General features: G+C 72.6%; 22 protein-coding genes. All 22 read left to right on the top strand.

Annotated elements, in window-relative coordinates; genetic code table 11:
- Window positions 1–11: 11 nt before the first annotated feature.
- Window positions 12–1376: a phage portal protein family protein gene (locus DMP17_RS23125; protein ID WP_337830579.1), complete on the top strand. Its 1365-nt coding sequence runs from the start codon at window positions 12–14 to the stop codon at window positions 1374–1376.
- On the top strand, window positions 1367–1900 hold the full coding sequence (locus DMP17_RS23130; protein ID WP_337830580.1) for a hypothetical protein: 534 nt from the start codon (window positions 1367–1369) through the stop codon (window positions 1898–1900). The genes DMP17_RS23125 and DMP17_RS23130 overlap by 10 nt, the downstream gene beginning before the upstream one ends.
- Complete coding sequence (locus DMP17_RS23135) at window positions 1897–3099, top strand: head maturation protease, ClpP-related (RefSeq protein WP_337830581.1); 1203 nt, start codon at window positions 1897–1899, stop codon at window positions 3097–3099. The genes DMP17_RS23130 and DMP17_RS23135 overlap by 4 nt, the downstream gene beginning before the upstream one ends.
- A gap of 3 nt (window positions 3100–3102) precedes the next feature.
- Window positions 3103–3477: a capsid cement protein gene (locus tag DMP17_RS23140; RefSeq protein ID WP_337830582.1), complete on the top strand. Its 375-nt coding sequence runs from the start codon at window positions 3103–3105 to the stop codon at window positions 3475–3477.
- Between the two features lie 13 nt (window positions 3478–3490).
- Complete coding sequence (locus DMP17_RS23145; protein ID WP_337830583.1) at window positions 3491–4399, top strand: major capsid protein; 909 nt, start codon at window positions 3491–3493, stop codon at window positions 4397–4399.
- Window positions 4392–4787: a hypothetical protein gene (locus DMP17_RS23150; RefSeq protein ID WP_337830584.1), complete on the top strand. Its 396-nt coding sequence runs from the start codon at window positions 4392–4394 to the stop codon at window positions 4785–4787. Before DMP17_RS23145 ends, DMP17_RS23150 begins: the two co-directional genes overlap by 8 nt.
- Before the next feature lie 3 nt (window positions 4788–4790).
- Complete coding sequence (locus tag DMP17_RS23155) at window positions 4791–5207, top strand: head-tail connector protein (RefSeq protein WP_337830585.1); 417 nt, start codon at window positions 4791–4793, stop codon at window positions 5205–5207.
- On the top strand, window positions 5204–5710 hold the full coding sequence (locus DMP17_RS23160) for a hypothetical protein (protein WP_337830586.1): 507 nt from the start codon (window positions 5204–5206) through the stop codon (window positions 5708–5710). The genes DMP17_RS23155 and DMP17_RS23160 overlap by 4 nt, the downstream gene beginning before the upstream one ends.
- 12 nt (window positions 5711–5722) lie before the next feature.
- Window positions 5723–6076 (top strand): hypothetical protein, encoded by a 354-nt coding sequence (locus DMP17_RS23165; protein ID WP_337830587.1) that lies wholly within the window; start codon window positions 5723–5725, stop codon window positions 6074–6076.
- Window positions 6073–6588, top strand: coding sequence for a phage tail tube protein (locus DMP17_RS23170; RefSeq protein WP_337830588.1), 516 nt, complete (start codon window positions 6073–6075; stop codon window positions 6586–6588). Before DMP17_RS23165 ends, DMP17_RS23170 begins: the two co-directional genes overlap by 4 nt.
- On the top strand, window positions 6585–7112 hold the full coding sequence (locus tag DMP17_RS23175; RefSeq protein WP_337830589.1) for a hypothetical protein: 528 nt from the start codon (window positions 6585–6587) through the stop codon (window positions 7110–7112). The genes DMP17_RS23170 and DMP17_RS23175 overlap by 4 nt, the downstream gene beginning before the upstream one ends.
- Before the next feature lie 14 nt (window positions 7113–7126).
- Window positions 7127–7477, top strand: coding sequence for a hypothetical protein (locus tag DMP17_RS23180; RefSeq protein WP_337830590.1), 351 nt, complete (start codon window positions 7127–7129; stop codon window positions 7475–7477).
- Complete coding sequence (locus DMP17_RS23185; RefSeq protein WP_337830591.1) at window positions 7474–7824, top strand: hypothetical protein; 351 nt, start codon at window positions 7474–7476, stop codon at window positions 7822–7824. The genes DMP17_RS23180 and DMP17_RS23185 overlap by 4 nt, the downstream gene beginning before the upstream one ends.
- A 9-nt stretch (window positions 7825–7833) precedes the next feature.
- Entirely contained in the window at window positions 7834–8328 is a 495-nt protein-coding gene (locus DMP17_RS23190; protein WP_337830592.1) for a hypothetical protein, read from the top strand.
- Between the two features lie 137 nt (window positions 8329–8465).
- Window positions 8466–14393 (top strand): hypothetical protein, encoded by a 5928-nt coding sequence (locus DMP17_RS23195; protein ID WP_337830593.1) that lies wholly within the window; start codon window positions 8466–8468, stop codon window positions 14391–14393.
- Window positions 14390–15238, top strand: coding sequence for a hypothetical protein (locus DMP17_RS23200; protein WP_337830594.1), 849 nt, complete (start codon window positions 14390–14392; stop codon window positions 15236–15238). The genes DMP17_RS23195 and DMP17_RS23200 overlap by 4 nt, the downstream gene beginning before the upstream one ends.
- Before the next feature lie 16 nt (window positions 15239–15254).
- Window positions 15255–15812, top strand: a complete 558-nt coding sequence (locus tag DMP17_RS23205; RefSeq protein ID WP_337830595.1) for a hypothetical protein — start codon at window positions 15255–15257, stop codon at window positions 15810–15812.
- 41 nt (window positions 15813–15853) lie between these two features.
- Entirely contained in the window at window positions 15854–20293 is a 4440-nt protein-coding gene (locus DMP17_RS23210; protein WP_337830596.1) for a hypothetical protein, read from the top strand.
- Window positions 20294–20319: 26 nt separating this feature from the next.
- Window positions 20320–20742 carry a hypothetical protein gene (locus tag DMP17_RS23215; protein ID WP_337830597.1) on the top strand — a complete coding sequence of 141 codons (423 nt, stop codon included), beginning with the start codon at window positions 20320–20322 and terminating at the stop codon, window positions 20740–20742.
- The gene (locus DMP17_RS23220) at window positions 20739–21086 is read left to right on the top strand and encodes a hypothetical protein (protein ID WP_337830598.1); all 348 of its coding nucleotides are present in this window, start codon (window positions 20739–20741) and stop codon (window positions 21084–21086) included. Before DMP17_RS23215 ends, DMP17_RS23220 begins: the two co-directional genes overlap by 4 nt.
- Window positions 21086–21391 carry a hypothetical protein gene (locus DMP17_RS23225; protein ID WP_337830599.1) on the top strand — a complete coding sequence of 102 codons (306 nt, stop codon included), beginning with the start codon at window positions 21086–21088 and terminating at the stop codon, window positions 21389–21391. Before DMP17_RS23220 ends, DMP17_RS23225 begins: the two co-directional genes overlap by 1 nt.
- On the top strand, window positions 21372–21911 hold the full coding sequence (locus tag DMP17_RS23230) for a hypothetical protein (protein ID WP_337830600.1): 540 nt from the start codon (window positions 21372–21374) through the stop codon (window positions 21909–21911). Before DMP17_RS23225 ends, DMP17_RS23230 begins: the two co-directional genes overlap by 20 nt.
- Window positions 21912–21935: the final 24 nt, after the last annotated feature.

Consider the following 21935-nt stretch of genomic DNA (forward strand, 5'->3'; position numbering starts at 1 on the left):
GAGGTGAACGCATGAACGCAGTACCCACGGCCGAGCTCGGCTCGGGACAGGTCAACTCGGCCGCCTGGTGGGGTGGCATCGAGGAGAAGACCCCCGAGCTCCAGTGGCCCAACAACGTCCGCATCTACGACCAGATGCGACGCACCGACACTCAGGTGCAGTCGGTGATGCGCGCGGTGACCATGCCCGTGCGTCGCACCAGCTGGCGGATCGCCCCGAACGGTGCCCGCGACGAGGTCGTGGCCCAGGTCGCCGAGGACCTCGGGCTGCCGATTGACGGTGCTGACCCGGCGCCGCTGCCCCGGTCGCGGGATCGGTTCTCCTGGACCGAGCACCTGCGGATGGCGCTGCTGCAGCTGGTGTTCGGGCACATGCCCTTCGAGCAGGTCTGCCGGATCGACGAGCGCGGCCGGGTGCGGCTGCGCAAGCTCGCCCCGCGGATGCCCGCCACCATCTCCGAGTTCGACGTCGCTCGCGACGGCGGTCTGCGATCGCTGGTCCAGGACCCGCCGGCGTCGGTGTCTCCGACCGACCTGCTGCGCTACGCCTCTCCTGCCCGCGCAGTGCGGATCCCGGTCGAGCGGCTGGTCATGTACAGCAACGACCGCGAGGGCGGCAACTGGCAGGGCCAGTCCATGCTCCGGCCCGCCTACAAGTTCTGGCTGCTCAAGGACCGGATGCTGCGGGTACAGGCCATGTCGGTCGACCGCAACGGCATGGGCATGCCGCTCTACACCGGCGCCCCGCGCGAGGACCTGAAGAAGGGCCTGGAGATGGCCACCAACTGGCGCTCCGGTGAGGCAGCAGGTGCCGCCGTACCCAACGGCGCCGACCTCAAGCTGCGCGGCGTCGAGGGCGATCTGCCCGATGCGGACAAGGTCATCCGCTACTACGACGAGCAGATCGCCCGCGGTGCGCTGCTGCACTTCCTCAACCTCGGCACCCAGACCGGCAGCTGGGCCCTCGGCAGTACGTTCGCAGAGTTCTTCACGATGTCGCTGCAGACGGTTGCCGATGACGTCAAGGCAGTGGTCAACCAGCACGTCATCGAGGACCTGGTCGACTGGAACTGGTCGATCGACGAGCGAGCGCCCCTGCTGATCTGCGACGAGATCGGGTCGCGGAACCCGGCCACGGCCGAGGCGATCAAGGCGCTCATCGACTGCGGCGCGATCCTGCCCGACCGCGAGCTCGAGGAAGCCGTCCGCCAGCGCCACGGCCTGCCCCCCAAGGGCAACTACAGCAAGCCCGCGGGCCCGGCACCGGCACCGGAGCCGGGCCAGCGGCCCCAGCGCCGCGCCGTGGCGTCCCTGCTGCGCGACGTCATCGCCGAGCTGGAGGACCCCGAGCCCGAGCCGGAGCGGCCATGCGACTGATCGACCTGGCCGGACAGTCGTTCGGCAAGCTCACCGTGTTGCGCAGGGCCGCCAGCCGCGGCGGGAACACCTACTGGACGTGCCGCTGCGAGTGCGGCGTCGAGAAGGCCGTGAAGGGCAGCCACCTCACCTCCGGCGCCACGAGGACCTGCGGATGCTCGGCCAGCGCCGCTGCCCGGCGCCGGGTCGCCGCGCACGGAGTGCCTGACAACACCCGGCATGGACACGGCAGCGGCCGCGCCGGAACGCGCACCCGCACCTACGTGGTGTGGATGAACATGATCCAGCGCACCACCAACCCCCGGAACCCGGCGTGGGAGCACTACGGCGGACGCGGGATCACCGTCTGCGAGCGCTGGCGCGACTACGCGCTGTTCCTGGCCGACATGGGTGAACGTCCCGACGGTCTGACCCTCGACCGCATCGACAACGACGACGACTACGAGCCCGGGAACTGCCGCTGGGCCACCTGGAGTCAACAGCGCCGCAACCAGCGCAGACGCAACCGGAAGGTGCACTCGTGACCAGACCGAGCAGGGGCTGGTACCAGCTCGACCGCCCCACCAACGACAGCGGTGACCGCCGCGCGGTCGTGCGGATCTACGACGCGATCGGCGGCTGGTTCGGCGCCGATCCCCAGATGTTCGCCGACGAGCTCGACCAGCTCGACGTCACCGAGATCGAGCTGCGGGTCAACTCGCCCGGCGGCGACGTCTTCGACGGCCTGGCGATCATGAACACCCTGCGCGCTCACCCCGCCCGGGTCGTCGCCCACATCGACGGCCTGGCCGCCTCCGCGGCCAGCTTCATCGTCGTCGGCGGCGCCGACGAGGTCGTCATGGGGCTGGGGTCAGAGCTGATGCTGCACAACCCGCGCGCGATCACCATCGGCCCGTCGAACCTGCACCGCGACACCGCGGACCGCCTCGACAAGATCGCCGACAGCCTCATCGCGGTCTACCAGAACAAGGCCGGCGGCGACCTCGAAGCGTGGCGGGCCGTTCTCGCCGCCGAGACCTGGTACTCGGGCCAGGAAGCCGTCGACGCCGGTCTCGCCGACCGGCTCGACCCCGACTCGGCCGCCCCCGAACCGGTGTCCAACCGACTCGGGATCCGGTTCTCCGCCTACGCCGGTCGCCAGCAGGCACCGGACCCGGTGATGCCGGGCCGTCAGAACCCCGCCGCCCGCGCGGGACACCCCACCCAGGAGAGGAGCCGCGCCGTGGCATTCAGCGACGAGCAGCTCAGCACCATGCGTGAGCGGCTGGGAATCGCCGCCGACGCCGACGAGGCCACCATCGTCGCCGCCCTGAACGAGGCGCTCGACGAGCAGGCCGACCCCGCCCCCACACCGGCCCCGACGCCGCCCGCGGGGCCCCCGCCCGGCGTCGTGCAGGTCTCCCAGGACGTGTTCGACCAGATGCGTGCCGACGCCACCGCCGGCCGCGAGGCCGCGAACCGTCAGGCCCGCGAGGACCGCGAGCGCGTCGTCGACGCCGCCGTGGCCGACGGCCGGATCCCCCCGGCCCGACGCGAGCACTGGATCGGCGCCATCGCCGCCGACGCCGGCATGGGCGAGGTCCTCGCCGGGCTGCAGGCCGGGCTGGTCCCGGTCGACCAGCCCCGCGGCCACGCCCAGGAGGCCAACAACGACGACCCCGCACAGACCGACGACTACTGGTTCCCCGGCGTGACCAGCGCCGCGGCGAGCCGGGAGGGCTGACCGATGGCCAACGAGCTGCACCCGTTCAAGGAGCCCGGCGCCGACGTCACGGGCACCACCTCGGCGGCTGTCACCGGCAAGCGGTGCCTGGCCATCACCGGGAACATCCAGGCCGACGGCACCCTGACCGTCGCGCACGCGACCGCCGGTGGCCGGATCTGCGGCGTCGCCAAGTACGACGCGGCCTCCGGCAAGCGCGTGGGCATCGCCCGCGGCCCGAAGGTCGTCCCGATCGCCGCCGGCGGCGCCATCGCGGCGTTCGCCGAGGTCGAGGTCGGGGCCAACGGCCAGGTCATCACGAAGGCGTCCGGTGTGGCCATCGGCTACGTCGAGACCGCCGCCGCCAGCGGGTCCGACGCCCGCGTGAACCTCTACTGAGCGAGGAGCCACCATGCCCCCCAGCCCCGCCCCGGTGTCCTACCCGCTCGGGCCGCCCTCCTACCAGGGCAACACCCTCACCGTCGACACCGCGCTGCAGCAGCCCACCCGGGTCACCCGACGCATCGCCGACCTGACCCTGCAGCGGTTCATCGTCTCGGAGATCTTCGCCAACGACGGCGGCGTCTCCGGCGGCGCCGTGGTCTACGACCAGGCCCTGCTCAACGAGCTCTACCTCGCCCGCGACGTCGAGCGCGTCAACCCCGGCGACGAGTTCCCCGTCGTCACCTCCGAGCGCCAGGCGCCGCGCGTGGCCGAGGTGGAGAAGTGGGGTGGCAAGTTCTTCATCACCGACGAGGCCCGTGACCGCAACGACGTCGCCGCCTTCAACAACCAGGTCACCCAGCTGGCGAACACCATCGTCCGCAAGCTCAACACCCGCGCGATCGAGACCCTCGAGGCAGCGATCGCCGAGCTCGGCGGCGCCGGGGTCATCACCGGCGGCAACTGGGCCTCGGTCATCACCGCAGGAGCCTCCCAGTCCAACGCCACCGCCTGGCCCGGCGCGGACTTCGCGAAGGCCCAGCTGGCCGCCGACCGCGAGGAGCTCGGCGTCGAGTACAACCTCTGGCTGGTCAACCCGGTGGAGAAGGCCAACTTCTACATCACCTACGGCTCCGACGCGGCCGAGGTCCTGGCCGCCAACGGCGTGTCGATGTTCCCGTCCAACCGCGTCCCCCAGGGCACCGCCTACGCGGTCGCCCGCGGGCAGGTCGGCGGGATCCGGATCGAGAAGCCGCTGAGCACCGAGACCTGGCGCGAGGAGAAGACCCAGCGCAACTGGGTGCAGTCCTCGGTGCGGCCGGTCATGTACGTCACCAACCCGTACTCGATCAAGAAGGTGGTGGGCCTCGGTGGGTAAGCACATCGTCTCCGGCTCCCTGGTGGACTACTACGTCACCGACAGCGCCGGAGTCCGCGAGCGCCGGATGGCCTTCCGCGGCGACGAGATCGAGCTCGACTCCGCCGAGGCCAGGCGCCTGAACGGCCTCGGCGTGCTGTCCAAGGAGTCGATCGCGGTACCGGGCCCTGTGCACTACCCGGCCCTGCCCGGCGACGGCACGCCCTCGACCGAGCCGGTCGTCACGACCGACCCGGCGGATCCGGCCGTCGACCGTCCCGCGAACACCGACAGCGTCGCGGTCTGGCGGGAGTACGCCGTCAAGCGCGGCGTGACCCCGGAGGAGGCGGCCAAGCTCGACCGTAAGGTCATCATCGAGCGGTTCCCGGCCACCCCGCCCGCGGAGTAGCGCGTGCCGGGGCCGCTCGACGTGCTGCCCCTGGAGAAGGCCAAGCAGCACCTGAACCGCACCGTCAACCGGCAGCCCGGCGAGGAGGACGAGCTGATCGACATGATCGGCGCCGCCGTCGATCGGGTCGAACGTCACCTGGGCCGCTTCCCGGTCGTGGGCAAGGTGATCGAGCAGCTCGCCTGCAAGGTCGTCCTCGCCGAGTACTGGGAGACCCAGCGCCCCGACACCGGCCGCACCGGCTACCCGGGGGCATCCGGCCCGGACAGCGACGACGGGCCCACCTCGCAGAAGTCGATCCGGGTCAAGCTCACCGAGCTGCTGGGCCCCCCGGCCGCGGACACCGGTGGCAGCCCCCAGGGCCTGTTCCCGCCGCCCCGGGCATGGCCGGACCCCGTCGACCAGGTGGCCCGGTGGTGACCGGGCACGCCGCCGTCGAGGCCGCCGTACGGCTGCACGCCGTCGCGGTGGACCTGTTCGCCGGGGAGCCGGTCAACGTCGGGTTCGGGCCCCGCCCGGGCCCGGTCGAGGCCCTCGACACCGTCGCGATCGCCTACAGCGAACCCGACATCCCGATGATCACCGGCACCGTGGACTACCAGGGCATCCAGGCCCAGCGCGACCAGATCGAGGTCAGCTGCCTGGTGTCCTCGCTGACCGGTGACGAGGACGACGGGCCCGCACGGCTGGCCCGCTGCTTCGAGCTCATGACCCGGCTCGCCCAGCAGGTCCTCGCCGTCCAGAACCCCGCTCCGACCAGCGGCCTCGTGCAGGTCGTCCCGACGGCGGCGGGCGCCCACCGCATCACCTGGTCCGGCATCAGCCGCTACCAGACCCAGTGGATCCGCGACTCCAAGCTCACCGGTGCGCAGGTCCTGTTCCCCCTCGCGGTCGCCGCCCACGGCTCCGCCATCACCGGATAGAAGGAGGCCCCCGTGGCCGACAAGGACCCGAACGAGGAGATCTGGGCGAAGCACCCGGTCGCCGACCAGCCCAAGCGGATGCTGCGCAAGAAGTTCGAGCTGCTCAGCGGTGCCGACAACCGGTGGGAGGAGGTCGACGCCCCGGACGTCGACGTGCCCACCGGCATCGTCCGCCACCCCGACCTCCCGGCCGAGCAGCAGCAGGACCCGGCACCGGCCGAGCAGGCGGCGGGGGCGCCGCCGCAGCTGGACCCGGCGCAGGACCAGACCGCGGGCGACCAGACCGGCGCCGACCAGACGCCGTCGGCGGCCCAGCAGCAGGCCCCGGCCGGCGGTAAGGACCAGAAGAAGGAGACGGGCCGATGAGCCAGCCGACCCCCGCCAACCAGCCCGCGCTCGCGCTCGCCGCGCCGGCGTACTTCACCTCGCGCGGCATCGCGAAGTTCTGCTGGTGCGACGTCCTGACGAACATGTACACGCCGACCGCGGCGCAGCTCAACGCCGCGACCGACCTGTCCCCCGCCGTCGGCGGGTCCGACGGGTGGGACCAGGAGTCCGAGACCCTGACCGCGACCCCGCTCAACGACCGCAAGGACAAGCAGGTCGCGGGCCCCATCTCCTACTCCGACAGCTCCCTGGAGCTGTACGCGTCGCTGGCCGACGAGGCCGCGCTGACGCTGATGCCGCAGGACGACTACGGCTACATCACCCGCTACCCCAAGGGGTTCGGCACCGGTAAGCCGCTGGACATCTTCAAGGTCCGCGTCGCGGTCGCGACGCGGCTCATGGAGATCCAGGGCTCCGACGTCGACCGGCTGCGGTTCCAGTACTCGATCGAGGACTCCGTCATCGGGCTGACCGTCCCCGCCGCGGCGTGAGCGACGGTCTCTGGGAGCGGCTGCAGGCCCGGGCGCTCCCGACCGAGACCGTGCGGTTCCCCGCCGACCGGGCCGCCGCCGACGCCGCGAACGCCCGGCTCGTCGACGCCGCCGCCGCGGTGCAGGACTCCCTGCGCCGCGGCGGCCCGACCGAGGACCAGGCCGCCGAACGGGACGCCGCGCAGGCCGCCGTCGACGACCTGGCCGTGCAGGAGTGGACCGTGCGGGCGCTGCCGCCGCACGAGTGGGAGCTGCTGGTCGCCGAGCATCCCGCCCAGCCCGGCGCCGCCCACGGTGAGGACTTCGACCCGGGCGCGTTCTACCCGGCGATGCTCGCCGAGACCGTCACCGCCGGCGGTGGGGAGACCCTCACCGCCGCCCAGTGGGCCCAGCTGTTCGCCAGCGGCGCCGGGCTCACCCTCGGCGAGAAGAACACGCTGATCAACACGGCGTTGTCGCTGAACCTGTCCGCGCCGGTGGTGTCGGAGCATGTGGGAAAAGGCTCGGGGCGGACTCCGCCCTGAGCCTGGAGATGTCGGTGTGCGAGCTGTACCGGATCCGGCACAGCGAGTTCCTGCGCTGGCCGACCTCCGACCGCCACAAGGCGGTCATGTATCAGCTCCGCAAGGGCGAGTGCTGCCCCGACTGCGGCACCCACCCCGACCTGACCGACCCCCGCCGCGGTGGTCACCCCGACGCCGTGGTGATGGCGCCGGTGCACTGCCGGGTCTGCGAGATCCGCGAGCGCGGCATGCAGCGCTGGGAGCGGGACAAGAAGAACTACCCGGCCGGCACCACGCTGCGCGTCCAGCCGGCGCCCCCGCCCGGTGAGGCCACCGACGCGGAGCACCACCACGATCACGACGTACCGAGGAGCACCAGCCCATGACCGCCGCCACCGACGCGGGCATCTTCCGCTTCACCATGCAGATCGCCGGCAAGGAGCAGTACCTCGAGCTGGACCCCGACATCACCAAGTTCACCGGTGAGGAGGTCCTGCTGGTCGAGACCCACGGCAAGTGCCGGCTGCGCGACTGGTTCGAACGCGTCGCCAACACCGAGCGCTCCACCGGAACGGACCTGCTGCTGATCGGGTTCCTCGCGTCCAACCGGGCCCAGATCGCTGAGCACGGCACGAGCAACCTGGACTGGGCGGAGTTCGCCCGGGTCGCAGCGCCCCTGACCTTGCGCAAGGCCGACGCGTCCGCCAACGCGGACGCTCCTGCGCAGAACTAGCAGTCCCGGGTGTCGTCGATCCGGGTGCGGATGGCCGGCACCAGCGCGTGGAAGGACCTGCATCGCCGCCTCAAGGCCGCGTCGAACGGCCGGGAGCTGCGCCGCGAGCTCAAACGCGAGATCGAGCTGGAGTCCCGGTTCGCGATCGCTGATGTCCGGGCGTCGGTCCTCGCGGTCGAGGTCGACTCCTCCGCCGGTGGTGGCGGCTCGACCGGGCTACGGGCTCGGATCGCCGCGGCGGTGTCGGCGAAGGCCCTCGCGTCCGGGGTCCGGATCTTCGTGTCCGGGGTCAAGGTCGACCGGCGCTACGGGCGGACCCTGGCCCGGCTGATGAACAACACCGGCGGGCGGGCGTGGATCCACCCGCTGTTCGGCAACCAGGAACACCAGCACTGGCAACGCGGCCGGGACTACTTCGCGACCTCGATCCGCCCGCACGCCGCCGAGTTCCGCCGTGGCTGTGAACGGGCCATGGCCAAGGTCGCCGCCATGATCCGCGGCTGACCAGCACGACCTGAACGGGGCGCACGGCTGTCGTGCGCCCGTCCCACGCCCCCGGCCGTACACCGGGGGAAGCGCCGACCCCTGGTGCCGCATCCCGGGGGTCGGCGCGCCTCGATGCGGAGACGGCGAGCACGCCCGTGTCCGAAGCCCTCCAGTTCGACATCCTCGCCGCCGACCGCGCCTCCCAGGTGTTCGCCAAGGTCGCGGACTCCGTCGGCGACGTCACCGACGAGATGCGCAAGCTCGACCGCCAGAAGGCCGAGCCGAAGATCGACGTCGACACCAAGCGCGCCGAGGAGAAGATCGCCCGGTTCGCGAAGAACCTGCGCCGCCGCGTCGAGGCCGCGGTCAAGGCGCTGCCCGACGTCGAGATCAACGCCGACTCCTCCGACGCCGACCGCGAGATCGCCCAGGTCCGCCGCGAGCTGGCCGAGCTGGGCAACAAGGAGATCGGCGTCGACATCGACGCCGCCGCGGCCGAGGCGAAGCTGCGTGAGCTCACCGCCCGCCTGCGGCGGATGAACGCCGAGTCCGTCGACGTCAACGTCAAGGCCAGCACCCTCGCCGCGGTCCAGGCGCTGTCGAAGGTGAAGCTCGACGCGATCAAGCTCGACGTCGACACCGACCCCGCCGGACGGCAGGTCGGGGCGTTCGTCACCGACATGCGCCGCCGGATCGAGGCGGCGGTCAAGACGCTGCCCGAGCTGGAGATCGACGCCGACTCCAGCGACGCCGACCGCGAGCTCGCCCGGATCCGCGCCGAGCTGATCTCCCTGTCCGACGCCGAGATCGGCGTCGACATCGACGCCGCCGAGGCCGACGCCCGCCTGCGCGAGCTCAAGGTGGCGCTGGAGCAGCTGGGCGCGTCCAGCGCGGACGTGCGCGTGCACGCCGACACCGCCGCCGCGATCGCGGCGCTGCGGATCGTCGACGAGCAGGTCGACGCCCTCGACGGGCGCACCGCCCGGGTCAAGGTCGACATCGACCGGTCCCTGTCCGACACCCTGATCCAGGTCGCCGCCCTCGGCCGCGCTCTCGGTGTGCTCGCGCTGCCGGCCGGGATCGTGGCCGCGACGCCGCAGATCGCCGCGCTGGGCGCCGCCGCGGTCACCGCCGCCGGCGCGGTCGGGCTCATCCCCGGCGTGGCCGCCGCGGCGGCCGGCGGGATCGGGACCCTGGCGATCGGGTTCCGCAACTTCGGTGACGCCGTCACCGAGGAGGACCCCGCCAAGGCCGCCGAGGCGATCGGGAAGCTCGCCCCGCAGGCCCAGGAAGCGGCGCGGGCGATCCGCGGACTCGGCGACTCGTGGGGGGAGCTGCAGCTCGCCACCCAGAACCGGCTGTTCACCGGTCTCGGGCAGGTCATCTCCGACGTCGGGCAGCGCTACATCCCGATCCTCGGGGACGCCACCGAGCGGATGGCCGAGCACTTCAACGGCGGCGCGCACGAGCTGGCCGCGTTCCTGCAGCAGGCCCGGACCGTCGAGCTGGTCAAGTCGCTGTTCTCCGACGTCGAGAACACCGTCGAGCAGCTCACCGGCACCTTCGCCCCGCTGACCAGCGCGGTGCTGGACCTGTCCGCGGGTGGCACCGAGGTCCTGCACGAGCTGTCCCGCGGAGCCGGTGAAGCGGCGATCGGGTTCGCCGCGATGGTGCGCGAGGCCCGGGAGTCGGGCCGGTTGCAGGACTGGGTCCGCAGCGGCGTCACCGCGCTCGGGCAGCTCGTCTCGATCACCGGGAACGTGGCGTCGTCGCTCAACTCGATCTTCGAGGCCGGGGAACGGGCGTTCGGCGGGAGCTTCCTGACCAGCCTGGACCGCGGCGCCGCCGCGATGGCCGACTGGCTGTCCTCCGCTGACGGGCTCTCGACGGTCACCGCGGTGTTCCGCGGGATCGACGACGTCGTCGTCGCGCTGTGGCCCGGGCTGCGGGACCTCGGTGGGGCGCTGCTGAGCGTCATCGGGATGCTCGCCCAGTCCGGGGTGTTCACCGGGTTCGCGACCGCGCTGGCCTCGATCATGACCGCGGCGGCGCCGCTGCTGCAGATCCTCGGGGCGCTGGCCAGCACCGTGCTCCCGCCGCTGCTGTCGATCGCGTCCGCGCTCGCCCCGGTCCTGGTGCCGCTGGCCGCGGGGCTGCTCGCGATCCGCGCTGCCGCCGCTGGGGCGGGGAAGCTGCGCGAGTTCACCAGCTCCCTGACCGGTGCCCGCGCCCAGACCGTCGCCGCGCTGTCACCCGCCGCGCAGATGGCCGCCCAGCTCCGCGGACAGGCCACCGCCGCGGGGCAGGCCGGTGCGGCGCACACCGCGCTCGCCGGGCAGACCTCCCGCCTCGCCGCCGCCGCCGGAGCCGCCGCCGCGGCCGGGGCGTCGATGGCCGACAGCTACCGCTCCACCTCCGGCGCGGTGCAGAGCTTCGCCGACCGGGCCGCCGCATCAGCGCAGCGGGCCGGTGACGCACTCGGTGAGCGTCTCGCCGCCCGGGTGTCCCGCGGGGTCGAGGCCGTCGTCGCGATCCCCGGCGCGGTCGCCGACGCCTCCCGCCGCGCCGCGTCGGCCGCCGCCGATCTGGGCCGGTCCCTGTCGGCCGGTCTGCAGACCGGGGTGATCTACGCCCGCGAGACCCTGCGGGACCTGCCCAACATCGCCGACCAGGCCATGGAACGGCTCCGGACCTCGCTCTACGACGGAGCCGTCGGCGCCCGCGAGGCCCTGGGGAACCTCGCCCACGATGCCCGCCGGGCCTACGCGATCGCCGCGGACGGCGCCGCCAACATGGGCAGCCGCATCCGTGACGGGGCCCGCACCGCGACAGCTGCGCTGCGCGACGTCTCGACCCGCGCGGTCGAGACCGGCCGGTCGCTGCGCACGGGCCTGGAGACCGGGGTGATCTACGCCCGGGAGTCGCTGCGCCAGCTCCCCGCCGACGCGATGAACGCCGGGCGGGCGTTGCGCACCGGGCTGGAGACCGGGGTGATCTACGCCCGCGAGTCCCTGCGCCAGCTCCCGGCCGACGCCGCGAACGCGGGCCGCCAGCTGGCCTCCGGGCTGCGTACCGGGGTCGCGTCTGCCGGTGACGCGGTCCGCTCCTTCGGGCAGACCGTCGCCGCCGGGGCCCGCACAGCCGGAGAGGGCATGGCCTCAGGGCTGCGCTCGATCCCCGGGCACGTGCAGACCGCGTTCTCCAACGCCGGGCAGCACGTCTCGGGGTTCATCCAGGGCCTCGGCCGGCTCGGAGGTGCCGTCGCCGGCGCCGGATCCGCGATCGGGTCCGGGCTGTCGCGGGGCCTGCTCGGCGCGAAGGTCGAGATCGACGGGATCCAGACCCGCATGGGCGGGCTCGTCGGGTTCCTCGGCGGCCCCTGGGGGGTCGCCCTCACCGTCGCCGGAGGCGCGCTGTCGCTGCTCGCGTCGAAGCAGCAGGAGGCCGCGCAGAAGGCCGCTGAGCACCAGGCGGCGCTGCAGTCGGTCACCTCGACCCTGGACCAGCAGACCGGCGCGGCGACCCAGGCCACCAGCGCCGAGGTCGCCAAGCAGCTCGCCGCCGACGGCAGCCTCGACAAGCTCAACGCGCTCGGGGTGTCCACGGCGGACTACACGAAGGCGATGACCGGCAACAGCCAGGCTATCGACACCGTCACCGGGCAGCTGCACGCCCAGACCGCAGCCAGCATCGGTGCCTCGAACCAGTACAAGGAACTCGCCCCGATCCTCGACCGGGCCGGGATCAGCCTGGACACCGTCGCCCTGGCGGCCGAGGGGAACGTCGACGCCCAGAACAAGATCAAGGACGCGGTCACCAACGCTGGGGCCGCGACCACCAATCAGATGGGCCGGTTCCAGGGGCTCGCCCGCGGCATGATCGACGCGGGCGGTGCCTCCGCCGAGCTGCAGGGCCGCCTCAACGAGACAGCGGGCGCCATCGAGCGCCAGCGCACCGCCCTGCAGGCCGCCGCCGTCGCTGCGGGCGACTTCTCCGCCGAGCTGCAGACCGTCACCCCCGGGTTCCAGGCGCTTTCCCAGGGCGCGGCGATCACCCCGGTCCTGCAGGGCCACTTCGACAGCCTCGCCGACGCCGCGCGGAAGAACGCTCAATCGGTCGCGGAGAACGCTCTCCAGTTCGGCAACGTCGAGACCGCCGGTGCGGCCGCCGCCCAGGCGATGCAGAAGTCCCGCGACGACTTCATCGCCGCCGCCACCGGGGCCGGGATGACCGGGGACGCCGCGGCGAAGCTGGCCGATCAGCTCGGGCTGATCCCCAGCAAGGCCCGGGTCGACTTCGAGACCAACGCCATGACCACTCGGCAGCAGATCGGCTCGATCAACACCGAGATCCAGAAGCTGCCCCCGGGCAAGTCGGTCACCGTCGACGCGATGACCGGGGCCGCCGAGCAGGCGCTGAGCGCAATCGGGGTCAAGGTCGAGCGGATGCCCGACGGCACCGTGAAGGTCACCGCCGAGACCGCAGAGGCCCAGACCCGCCTCGACCTGTTCACCCGCGGCGCGAACGAGAAGCGCGCCGAGGTGCAGATCGACGGCCAGACCGTGAAGGCCGAGACCGCCCTGGGCAGGGTGCTGCAGCAGATCGGTGACGGCGCCGCGGTGGTCAACATCGACGGCAACTCCTACCCCGCCCAGGACGTCCTGGCCTACCTGCTCGGCACCGTCGGCGGCGCCAAGGGCGAGATCCAGATCGGCGCGAACAAGGTCCCCGCCGACCAGGTCCTCACCGCCTACCTGGCCGCGGTCAACTCGGGGTCGGCCATGGTCGACATCCACGGCAACAAGATCCCGGCCGACCAGGTCCTCAGCGCCCTGGTCGCGCAGGTCATGGGGACCGGCGCCCAGATCAACCTCGGTGCGAACGCGGCCGGGGCGAACTCCACCATCCAGGCGACGGTCGGGGTCGGGAACAACGCCAGCGCGACGATGACGTTCCAGGCCAACAACAACCCGGCGACCGGGACGATCAGCACCACCGCGGCGATCGGTAACCAGACCATCGCGTCGATGACGCTGGACGCCAACAACAACCCGGCCACCGGGAAGATCAGCTACGCGGTGAGATACGCCGACGGCTCGACCGGCGTCATCACCGTCAACGCCAACGATCGTGCCGCCCTGGCCGCGATCGCGAACCTGCAGCGCCCGACCAGCTCGACCCACACGATCCGGGTCATCCAGACCGGGCAGGGGCAGGTCTACCAGGGCAAGGGCGGCTTCATGCGTGAAGCCGACGGCGGGATCCTCAAGCCGATGGCCAAGGGCGGCGTCCTCGGTTACGCCGGGGGCGGCACCGCGACCCGCCGGACCCGGCCGATGCGCAGCGGCTACGCGCAGAAGGTGCCGCCGAACACGTGGCGCCTGATGGGCGACAACATGCGCGTCACCGAGTCCTACATCCCGTGGGACAACTCGCGCCGCTCCAACGGGATCCTGCGCGACACCGCCACCCAGTTCGGCTACGACCTGGTCCCCCGCGCCGGGACCAAGGCCATGGCCGACGGCGGGATGCTCACCGCGGCCCGCCACATCCTGGGCCGGATGAAGTCCGGGCAGCAGCTGTACGAGGACTGGAGCTGGCGAGGCGCACCGGCCGAGGTCGGCCGCTACAACGACGCGCTGCACAACGCCCGCAAGCGCGCCGGGTACAGCTACGCGCAGGGGCGGGCGTTCCTGGAGGACTACATCCGCCGCGGCGCGGTCAGCTCCCCGGGCGCGGTGTCGCGGCCGCAGTCGGGTGCGGTGGCCGCGAACGTCCAGCAGGCCCGCGCAGCGAACGCGTCGGTGCAGGCCGCCAACGCGTCCGCGCAGACCGCGGCCGCGTCAGGGCTGGCGGAGCTGCGGGCCCTGATCGGGCGAGCGGACACCCAGATCAACGTGCTGCAGGCGCTGCGCGGCGACGTCGACGCCGGTGGGCAGGGCTGGCCTCAGATGCTGGTCGAGCTGCGCAAGCTCCGCGCCCAAGTCGGGGGCAGTGGCGGCGGGTCGGTCGCGGAGCAGGCGATGGCCTCGCGCACGGTCGGCGCGTTCGGGCTGTTCGGAGGGGGGACGGTGCGCACGTGATCAGTCAGGACCGGCTGTTTGCCGACGGGCTCGACCTGCTCCCGACCAGCGGATGGTGTCACGCCGAGGACCTGTCCTCGGCGATGGCGGGCCCGGCGCTGCTCGGCGACGGTGTCGTGGTCGCCCGCTCGCACGGCACGAAGCGGCCCTCGGCCCGCTACTACGGCTCCAACGAGTTCGAGATCCCGATCTGGGTGTACGGGATCGACCCGGTCACCGGGCTGCTGCCCTCCGACGGAGGGCACCGGCAGCTGCACCTGAACATCGACCGGATCAAACGGGTCTTCGCCCGGCCCGGTCTGCGTCTGCTGCACTCCTGGGCAGGTCAGGGCGCCCGAGTCGCGGTGCTCGACCCGGCCGCGGACACCGTCACCGTGGTCCGGCAGCGCAGCTCGCCACCCACCGCCCGCCTGGTCATCCCGGTCCGCACCGCCGGGGACCCGTTCTGGGCCGACGAGGACCCCGTCACCCAGGAGTTCAGCGGCCCGACCGGCACGATCGTCGACCTCACCGCGTTCGCCGGGGCGACCGCACCGATCGCCGACCTGCAGATCGTGCTGCCCGGCCCGGTGTCGAACCCGCTGCTGGTCCACGGCCGCCGCACCCAGCAGTGGAACGGGGTCATCCCCGCCGGGCGGCAGCTGCTCGTCGCGACCGCCAGCTGGACGGTGTCGGCCGGAACCGGGGCTGCGTGGTCACCGGACTTCCGCCAGCTCACCTGGTCCGGCGGCGGGCTGCTGGAGCTCGACCCCCGCCTCGACCCGTTCGCGCTGGAGTTCCACCACACCGGCGGCGGGTCCGCGGGCGGGTTCATCACCGCCCGACGCAAGTACTTCAACCCCTGAGCAGGAGGAACACCGCATGGTTGCTGGACGCGACGTCGCACGCGGTATCGAGCCGGTCGTGCGCCGCATCATCACCCCGAAGGACGCTGCGCTGGAGCGGGCCCGCGCGGAAGGCCTGCAGGTCCTGGAGGGCCGGTACCGCGTCGAGAAGTACCGCGGCGACTCCACCGACCCCGCCGACCTGGTCGAGGTCGTCGAGCTCGCCCCGAACCTGTTCCTCACCGCCGGTCTGACCGCGCTGTGGAAGCTCGCCGCCGGTCAGAGCGCGACAGCGTTCGGCGCCAACACCCGCCTCGCGGTCGGAGACGGCACCACCGCTCCCGCCGCGGCGCAGACCGACCTGGCCGGGACGAACAAGTACCGCCAGCAGCTCGACGCCGCACCCACCGTCGCGGGCAACCAGCTGCAGATGGCGGCGACCTTCGGCACCGGTGTCGCGAACTTCCCGTGGCGGGAGGTCGGCGTCGTCAACGCCGCCTCGGGCGGAGACATGGTCTCGCGCGCCCTGGCCGACCTCGGCACCAAGACCACCTCGGCGACCTGGATCCTGAACTGGGCGCTGGCGATCAACTGACCCGCTGACCACCCGCCGTCCACCAGGGGGTCCCCGCGCCGATGGCGACCAAGAAGTTCTACCTCAGCAACACCGCCGCCGCGGTCACCCCCGCGATCCCCTCCGGCTACTGGGAAGACACCACCCAGAACACCGCGCTGGCGATGACCGACGCCCCGGCGGGCACCAACGCCGCAGTGTCGCGCGCGGAGACCTCGACCAGCTCGGCGTTCGACGTGCTGCTGCGCCGGTGGGTGTCCCCGCCCATCCAGCGCGCCGGAACACTCGAGCCCGACGGCGCCGGCTACGTCGTCAACCTGATCACCGCGACCCAGGCCAGCGCGTCCGCCGCGGACTTCCGCAGCTCGTTCCGGATCTACGTGCTCGGCTCCGACGGCACGGTGCGCGGCGAGTTCATCGCCACCTCCGGCGGGTCGGCATGGCCGACGACCCTGACCGGGAAGCTGGAGACCACCCCCGGCTACCTCGCCGAGCCGGTCGCCGTGCAGCCCGGTGACCGGGTCGTGCTCGAGTTCGGCTACCAGGCCCGCAACAGCAGCTCCACCAGCTACACCGGCACGATCCGGGTCGGCGGCACCGCGACCACCGACCTGGCATCGGGGGACACCGGCACCAACGCCACCAGCCGGCCACCGTCGATCACCTTCACCGGCGCGAACAGCTCCGACCTGTGGGAACCGGCGACCACCGTCGAGAACAAGAGCGGCGGCGACACCGCCGGGGGCGGCGAGGCCGGGTCGGTCACCGCGCAGCCCACCGGCGGAGACGCCGGCGCCGGGGCCGAGTCGGGCACCGTCGGTGCCCGTCCGGGCGGCACCGACACCGGCGTCGGCACCGAGAGCGGCGCCACCACCGCGACCCTGTCCGGCGGGGACACCGCCACCGGCAGCGAGAGCGGCTACGTCGGTGTGCCCATGTCCGGCGGCGACACCGCGACCGGCAGCGAGAGCGGCTACGTCGGGTCCGGCTACACCGGCGGCGACAGCGGCGCCGGCACCGAGACCGGCTCCGTGGGCGCCACCGCCGCCGGCGGCGACACCGGCTCCGGCGGGGAGTCCGGGACCGTCGCGGCGACCCATACCCGCCGCACCGACACCGCCACCGGCACCGAGACCGGGTACCTGCGCATCCCCGGCGGCGGTGACACCGCCGCCGGCGGTGAGCAGCTGGGCGGGCTGACCGCACGCCCGGGCGGCGGTGACACCGCGGGCGGCTCCGAGGGCGGCTACGTCGAGACCCTCTTCGGGGACCTCGACGTCATGCTGTTCGCGGTCCACCCCACCACCGGGGCGCTGGAGCCGCTGCCCGACCTGCAGGACTTCGAGATGACCCCGGAACGCAACGGGTACGGGTCGCTCACCTTGAAGTACCCGAAGGACCCCGCCGTCGGTCGCAACGCCGACCGGATCGGTGCCGCCACCGCCGCCGGGCGGGACCTGCAGATCGAGATCTGGACCATCGGCTCGGCGAGCGGGGCCTACCGCGCCTACCTGTTCGACGTCTCCAGCGACGACGTGCGCGACACCGGCGCGGACGACGTCTACACCCTGGCCGGGACGTTCCTCGAGATCCGCATGTTCGAGGCCCGCGTCTACCCCCAGCCCAAGGTCGGGCTGGACTCGCTGGGCGACAACGTCACCGTCAAGAAGTCCACCGTCACCGCCGCCCAGTGGACCCGGCTCACCGGGCCGCTGGCCTACGTCCCCTCCACCGACGCCGACCCCACCGTATCGGTGCCCCAGAAGGTCCTCGACGCGGTCAAGGCCGGCAGCGTCGACGTGCCCGTGCTCGCCGACCCGAAGCGGGAACTGGTCCTGGCCGCGGCCACCCCCGGCGCGGTCATGCACCTGCTGCTCGCCCAGGCCCGCACCCGCGGCGCGCTGACCGACATCGTCACCAGCTTCACCGCCGACCGCGACAGCGCCGGGAAGCTGTGGGGCGGGCGGGTCTCGGCGAAGATCTCCCCCGGGGCGAAGTACGGCGACGTGCTGAACCTCATGGTCGGCCAGGGGCAGGCCGAGTGGTCTGTGTCGTGGAACGGCACCGCTGCGTGCCTGAACCTGTGGTCGGCCGGCGGCCGCGGGGTGGACCGCACGCTGGGCAACCGCCCGGTCCTGCTGCGCGCCGGACGCAACCTCACCGAGGCGCCCCGCAAGTACTCGGTGCGCAACAGCCCGACCGCGATGGGCGCCGCCGGCGCCGAAGGGGTCTACGCCGAGACCAACGACCTCAACGCCCAGGCCCGCCGCGGCCGGCGTATCGAGGGCTGGACCAGCTCGCAGAACCTCACCACCGGCGACGCGGTCCTGGCCTACGCCCAGCGGCGCCTGTCCACCGACAGCGTCCCCGAACTCGAGGTGTCCCACGGCCTGGCGATGCTGCCCGGCGAGCCGCGCCCGATCGTCGCGTTCGACCTCGGCGACTGGGTGTACTCCACCTCGGGCACGGAGAACGAGCGCTACCGGGTCGTGGAGTGGTCCCTGGCGGTGAACGCCGACGGGCAGATGAGCGCGCGGGTCACTCTGCACGACAAGTTCGTCAACGAGCTGGCCCGCCAGAAGCTGCTGCTCGACGCGATCACCTCCGGGGAGGTCGTCACCGGCACCTCCCAGCCCGGCCAGGACAGCGGCGTCCCCGCCACCCCGACCGGGCTGGTCGTGGCCAGCCGCGCGTTCACCGAGGGCAGCGACGCCTACGCCGCGGTGACCGCCTCCTGCAACCCGGTGGAGATCAACCGCGACGGGACCGCCGCGACCGACCTGGACTCCTACGAGTGGCAGTGGGCGCGCGAGTCCGACCCCGACGTGTGGCTCGACGGGGCGGTCACGACCGGCCCGACCGGGTCGTTCACCACCACGATCGCGCTGCCCATCCGGGTGCGGGTCCGGGCCCGCGACCGATCCGGGAACCGCTCGGACTGGTCGCCGTACGTCCTGCACCTCACCGACGACGCCCTCACCCCGCCCCCGGTCGCGTCGACGCTGACCGGGCAACCGTGGCTGGGCAACTCGATCCGCTGGACCTGGGACGGCAAGACCGCCGCCGGCGCCGACATGGCCGCGGTGTTCCCGCGGTTCTCCCACGTCGAGCTGCGCATGGGGACCTCGGCCAACGTGGCCGACTCCAGCTACGTCGTCGAGCTCTACGCCGGTCAGAGCTGGACGGTGAACAACCTTCCCGACGGCGTCACCCAGTACGCGTGGCTGGTCGCGGTCGAACGGTCCGGGCTGCGTGCGCAGCCCTCCGGGCGGGCCCAGGCCACCCCGCGCAAGCTCGTCGCGCTGGACTTCGGCCCCGACTCGGTCGAGCGTGCCGCGATCAAGGCCGCCGCGATCGGGACCCTGCAGCTCGACAACGGCGCGGTCAACTCGCTCAAGGTCACCGAGCTGTCGGTCGCACTGCTGACCGGCGGTGTGCTGTCCGCCGACGTCATCATGGCGGGCTCGTTCATGTCCGGCACCACCGGCCGCCGGACCCGCATGGGCCCCGAGGGCTTCCAGATGTGGGACGCGTCGGACCAGCTGGTCACCGCGTTCCTCACCGCGGATGCGTCGTCGCTGCTCACCGGGCAGATCCAGACCGCCCTGGCCGGGTCCCGGATCGTCTTCAACTGGGGCCGCTCCAACCCCGCCGAGGCTCGCTTCTACCCGACCAGCACGAACCAGTACGCGCTGCTGCGGCCGCTGACCTCGGTGTCGACGACGTTCCCGAACCAGGCCGGTATCGGGGTGAAGGCCTACAGCCCGCGCAGCGACAAGCAGTCCGGGGAGCTCTCGGCGTTCCCCGGCTACTCCCGCATGGCGTTCGGCGCCGAGCAGGACGGCGGCACGATCAGCTCGACCGTCATCACCGAACGCCACCAGGTCGGCATGGGCGGACCGCGCGTCACCATCACCTCCTCGCCGCTGTCGAGCAACGAGGTCGGCGACACCGGCATCGTGCGGATCGGCGCGACCGACCTCAACAACGCGTTCATCCAGAACGCACTGCTGTCGATCTTCGGGTCCGGTGGGAACCGGACCGGGAACGTGAAGGTCGGCTGCGTGGACCGCTACTCCTACTGGCAGTACGACACCGGCATCCTGTCCGCGGTCAACGACACCACGTTCATCGACGTGCAGGGCAACCGGTTCGTCCCCCAGTCCGAGCGGAAGTCGAAGAAGGACCTGGTGGCCAACCCGTTCGACCCGATCCCGGCGATCTGCGAGGCCGACTGGTACTCCTACCGCAAGGTCGGCCAGCTCGTCCCCGGCAAGGACAACCCCCTGCAGCTGGGCCTGGTCGTCGACGAGGTCCCCGAGGTCCTGCGCGTCTACAACGAAGACCACGACTCCTGGGGCATCGACCTCTACGGCGCCACCGCCGTGCTCTGGGGCGGCGCCCGCGCCCACGAAGCCCGCATCGCCGAACTCGAGCACCAGGTGCAGCGCCTCCAGGCCCGCCTCGACGGCCCCCACCTGCACCTCGCCGCCGCCGCGTGACCCCTGAACCGGAAGGACACCCCGCCATGCCCGCCACCTACATCCACTCCTTCGCGCCCCGCGGAGTCAGTGGCAGCCCCGCGCCCGCCTGGCACCACACCAGCGCCGACACCGACACCGCGCTCACCACCTGGGCCGAGACCAACATCCCCGCCGACGGCGATCCCGGCTGCGGGGACTTCACCGTCGACCGGTCCGGCCCGGCCCCGCGCCTGACGTGGCGGCACTTCGAGTCCACCTACGACCCATCCACCGGTGACTACGTGCGCACCCCCACCGGCACCGGCGATGCCGTCGACCTCGTCGACGGGCAGCTCTACATCGGGTGGAAGAACCAGCACTCCCAGCCCTGGCGGGTCGCCTCCGCGGCCACCGTCACCGGCGGCTACTGGGAGTCCGACCAGCACGGACGCCCGTTCGACCTCGACGACCTGCTGGCCGGATCGTGAGCACCCCGCCCGAGGCCGCCGACACGGTCACCGACGAGCAGCCCCGCCCGCTGATGCTCGACACCCAGGACGTCATCGACGAGCTGCTCAAGATGCCCGCGGCGCGCCCGTTCTGGGAACTCGCCCAGGAACGAGCCACGACCCGGGCCCTCGGCCAGCACGCCCAGCAGCAGGCCCAGCACGCCGTCACCCAGCAACAGGAGATCGACCGGCTGCGCAACGAGCTCGCCCGCCGCGACCGCGACGACCGCACCGCCGAGGCGCCGGCCGAGACCGCCGCGACCGAGCCGGGTCCCGCCACCGAGCCGGAGCCCACCGGCGGTGTCACGCACCGGGAGCTGTGATGGGCGACCAGCCACGCACCTACCGGCCCCTGGACACCGACGGGCGCCCCGATCACGACCGGGTCCAGGTCGAGCTGTTCCAGCACCGCCCCGGACAGACCGACGCCCTGGTCGGCTGGTCGGGCGGACGCCGTCTGCTCGTCAACGCCATGCCGTGCGTGGTGCTGCCCAACGGCGACCCGGTCGGGCTCGGCGACTACGCGCTGCGCTTCCCCTCCGGCCGGCTGCGGCTGGAGCCCGCCGACGGTCTCGCCACCCGCTACAGCCCCGTCGAGGAGGTGACCGATGGCAGCTCGCCACCATAGGCCCGACCCGGAACCCGACCCGCAGCCCGAGCCGGTCCGGACCGACCGGCATGCGGGCGAGGTGACCGCGTTCCGGCCGGGCGCCGAGCTCGACCCCGTCCTGGCCGAACAGCTCAAGCTGCTGCGGGCCCGCGTCGACCGCTACCTGGTGTGGCTGCAGTACGCACTGGCCAGCACCAACCTGATCGCCGCGATCGCGCTGCTGGCCAACGCCCCAGGCCTGTCCCCGGCGATGCTGTTCCTCCAGGTCGTCGCCCCGCTCCCCGTCTGGTCGGTCCTCCCCGCGCTCGCCGCGGTTCTGCTGCTGCTCGGCGCGGTCGGGTTCCCCGTGCAGCCCTACGCCCACGCGGTCGGGATGTTCGTGTGGGCGGCCATCACCGTCGGCACCGTGATGGGCCTGGCGACCGCGACCACGACCAGCCCGTCGGCGTCGCTGCTGCTGACCGGGCTGCTCACCGGGACCACGGCGTGGCACGCGGGGGCTCTGCTGTTCCGCCGGCGGCTGGCCCGCCTGCGCTGAACCTGAACGAAGGGGGTTCGCCTC

The sequence above is a fragment of the Pseudonocardia sp. TMWB2A genome, assembly GCF_017312135.1.

What these genes read in the sequence shown, in the direction of transcription:
- DMP17_RS23125 (WP_337830579.1), top strand. Translation starts at nt 12, where the DNA reads ATGAACGCAGTACCCACGGCCGAGCTCGGCTCGGGACAGGTCAACTCG.
- DMP17_RS23130 (WP_337830580.1), top strand. Translation starts at nt 1,367, where the DNA reads ATGCGACTGATCGACCTGGCCGGACAGTCGTTCGGCAAGCTCACCGTG.
- DMP17_RS23140 (WP_337830582.1), top strand. Translation starts at nt 3,103, where the DNA reads ATGGCCAACGAGCTGCACCCGTTCAAGGAGCCCGGCGCCGACGTCACG.
- DMP17_RS23145 (WP_337830583.1), top strand. Translation starts at nt 3,491, where the DNA reads ATGCCCCCCAGCCCCGCCCCGGTGTCCTACCCGCTCGGGCCGCCCTCC.
- DMP17_RS23170 (WP_337830588.1), top strand. Translation starts at nt 6,073, where the DNA reads ATGAGCCAGCCGACCCCCGCCAACCAGCCCGCGCTCGCGCTCGCCGCG.
- DMP17_RS23185 (WP_337830591.1), top strand. Translation starts at nt 7,474, where the DNA reads ATGACCGCCGCCACCGACGCGGGCATCTTCCGCTTCACCATGCAGATC.
- DMP17_RS23205 (WP_337830595.1), top strand. Translation starts at nt 15,255, where the DNA reads ATGGTTGCTGGACGCGACGTCGCACGCGGTATCGAGCCGGTCGTGCGC.
- DMP17_RS23210 (WP_337830596.1), top strand. Translation starts at nt 15,854, where the DNA reads ATGGCGACCAAGAAGTTCTACCTCAGCAACACCGCCGCCGCGGTCACC.
- DMP17_RS23215 (WP_337830597.1), top strand. Translation starts at nt 20,320, where the DNA reads ATGCCCGCCACCTACATCCACTCCTTCGCGCCCCGCGGAGTCAGTGGC.
- DMP17_RS23225 (WP_337830599.1), top strand. Translation starts at nt 21,086, where the DNA reads ATGGGCGACCAGCCACGCACCTACCGGCCCCTGGACACCGACGGGCGC.
- DMP17_RS23230 (WP_337830600.1), top strand. Translation starts at nt 21,372, where the DNA reads ATGGCAGCTCGCCACCATAGGCCCGACCCGGAACCCGACCCGCAGCCC.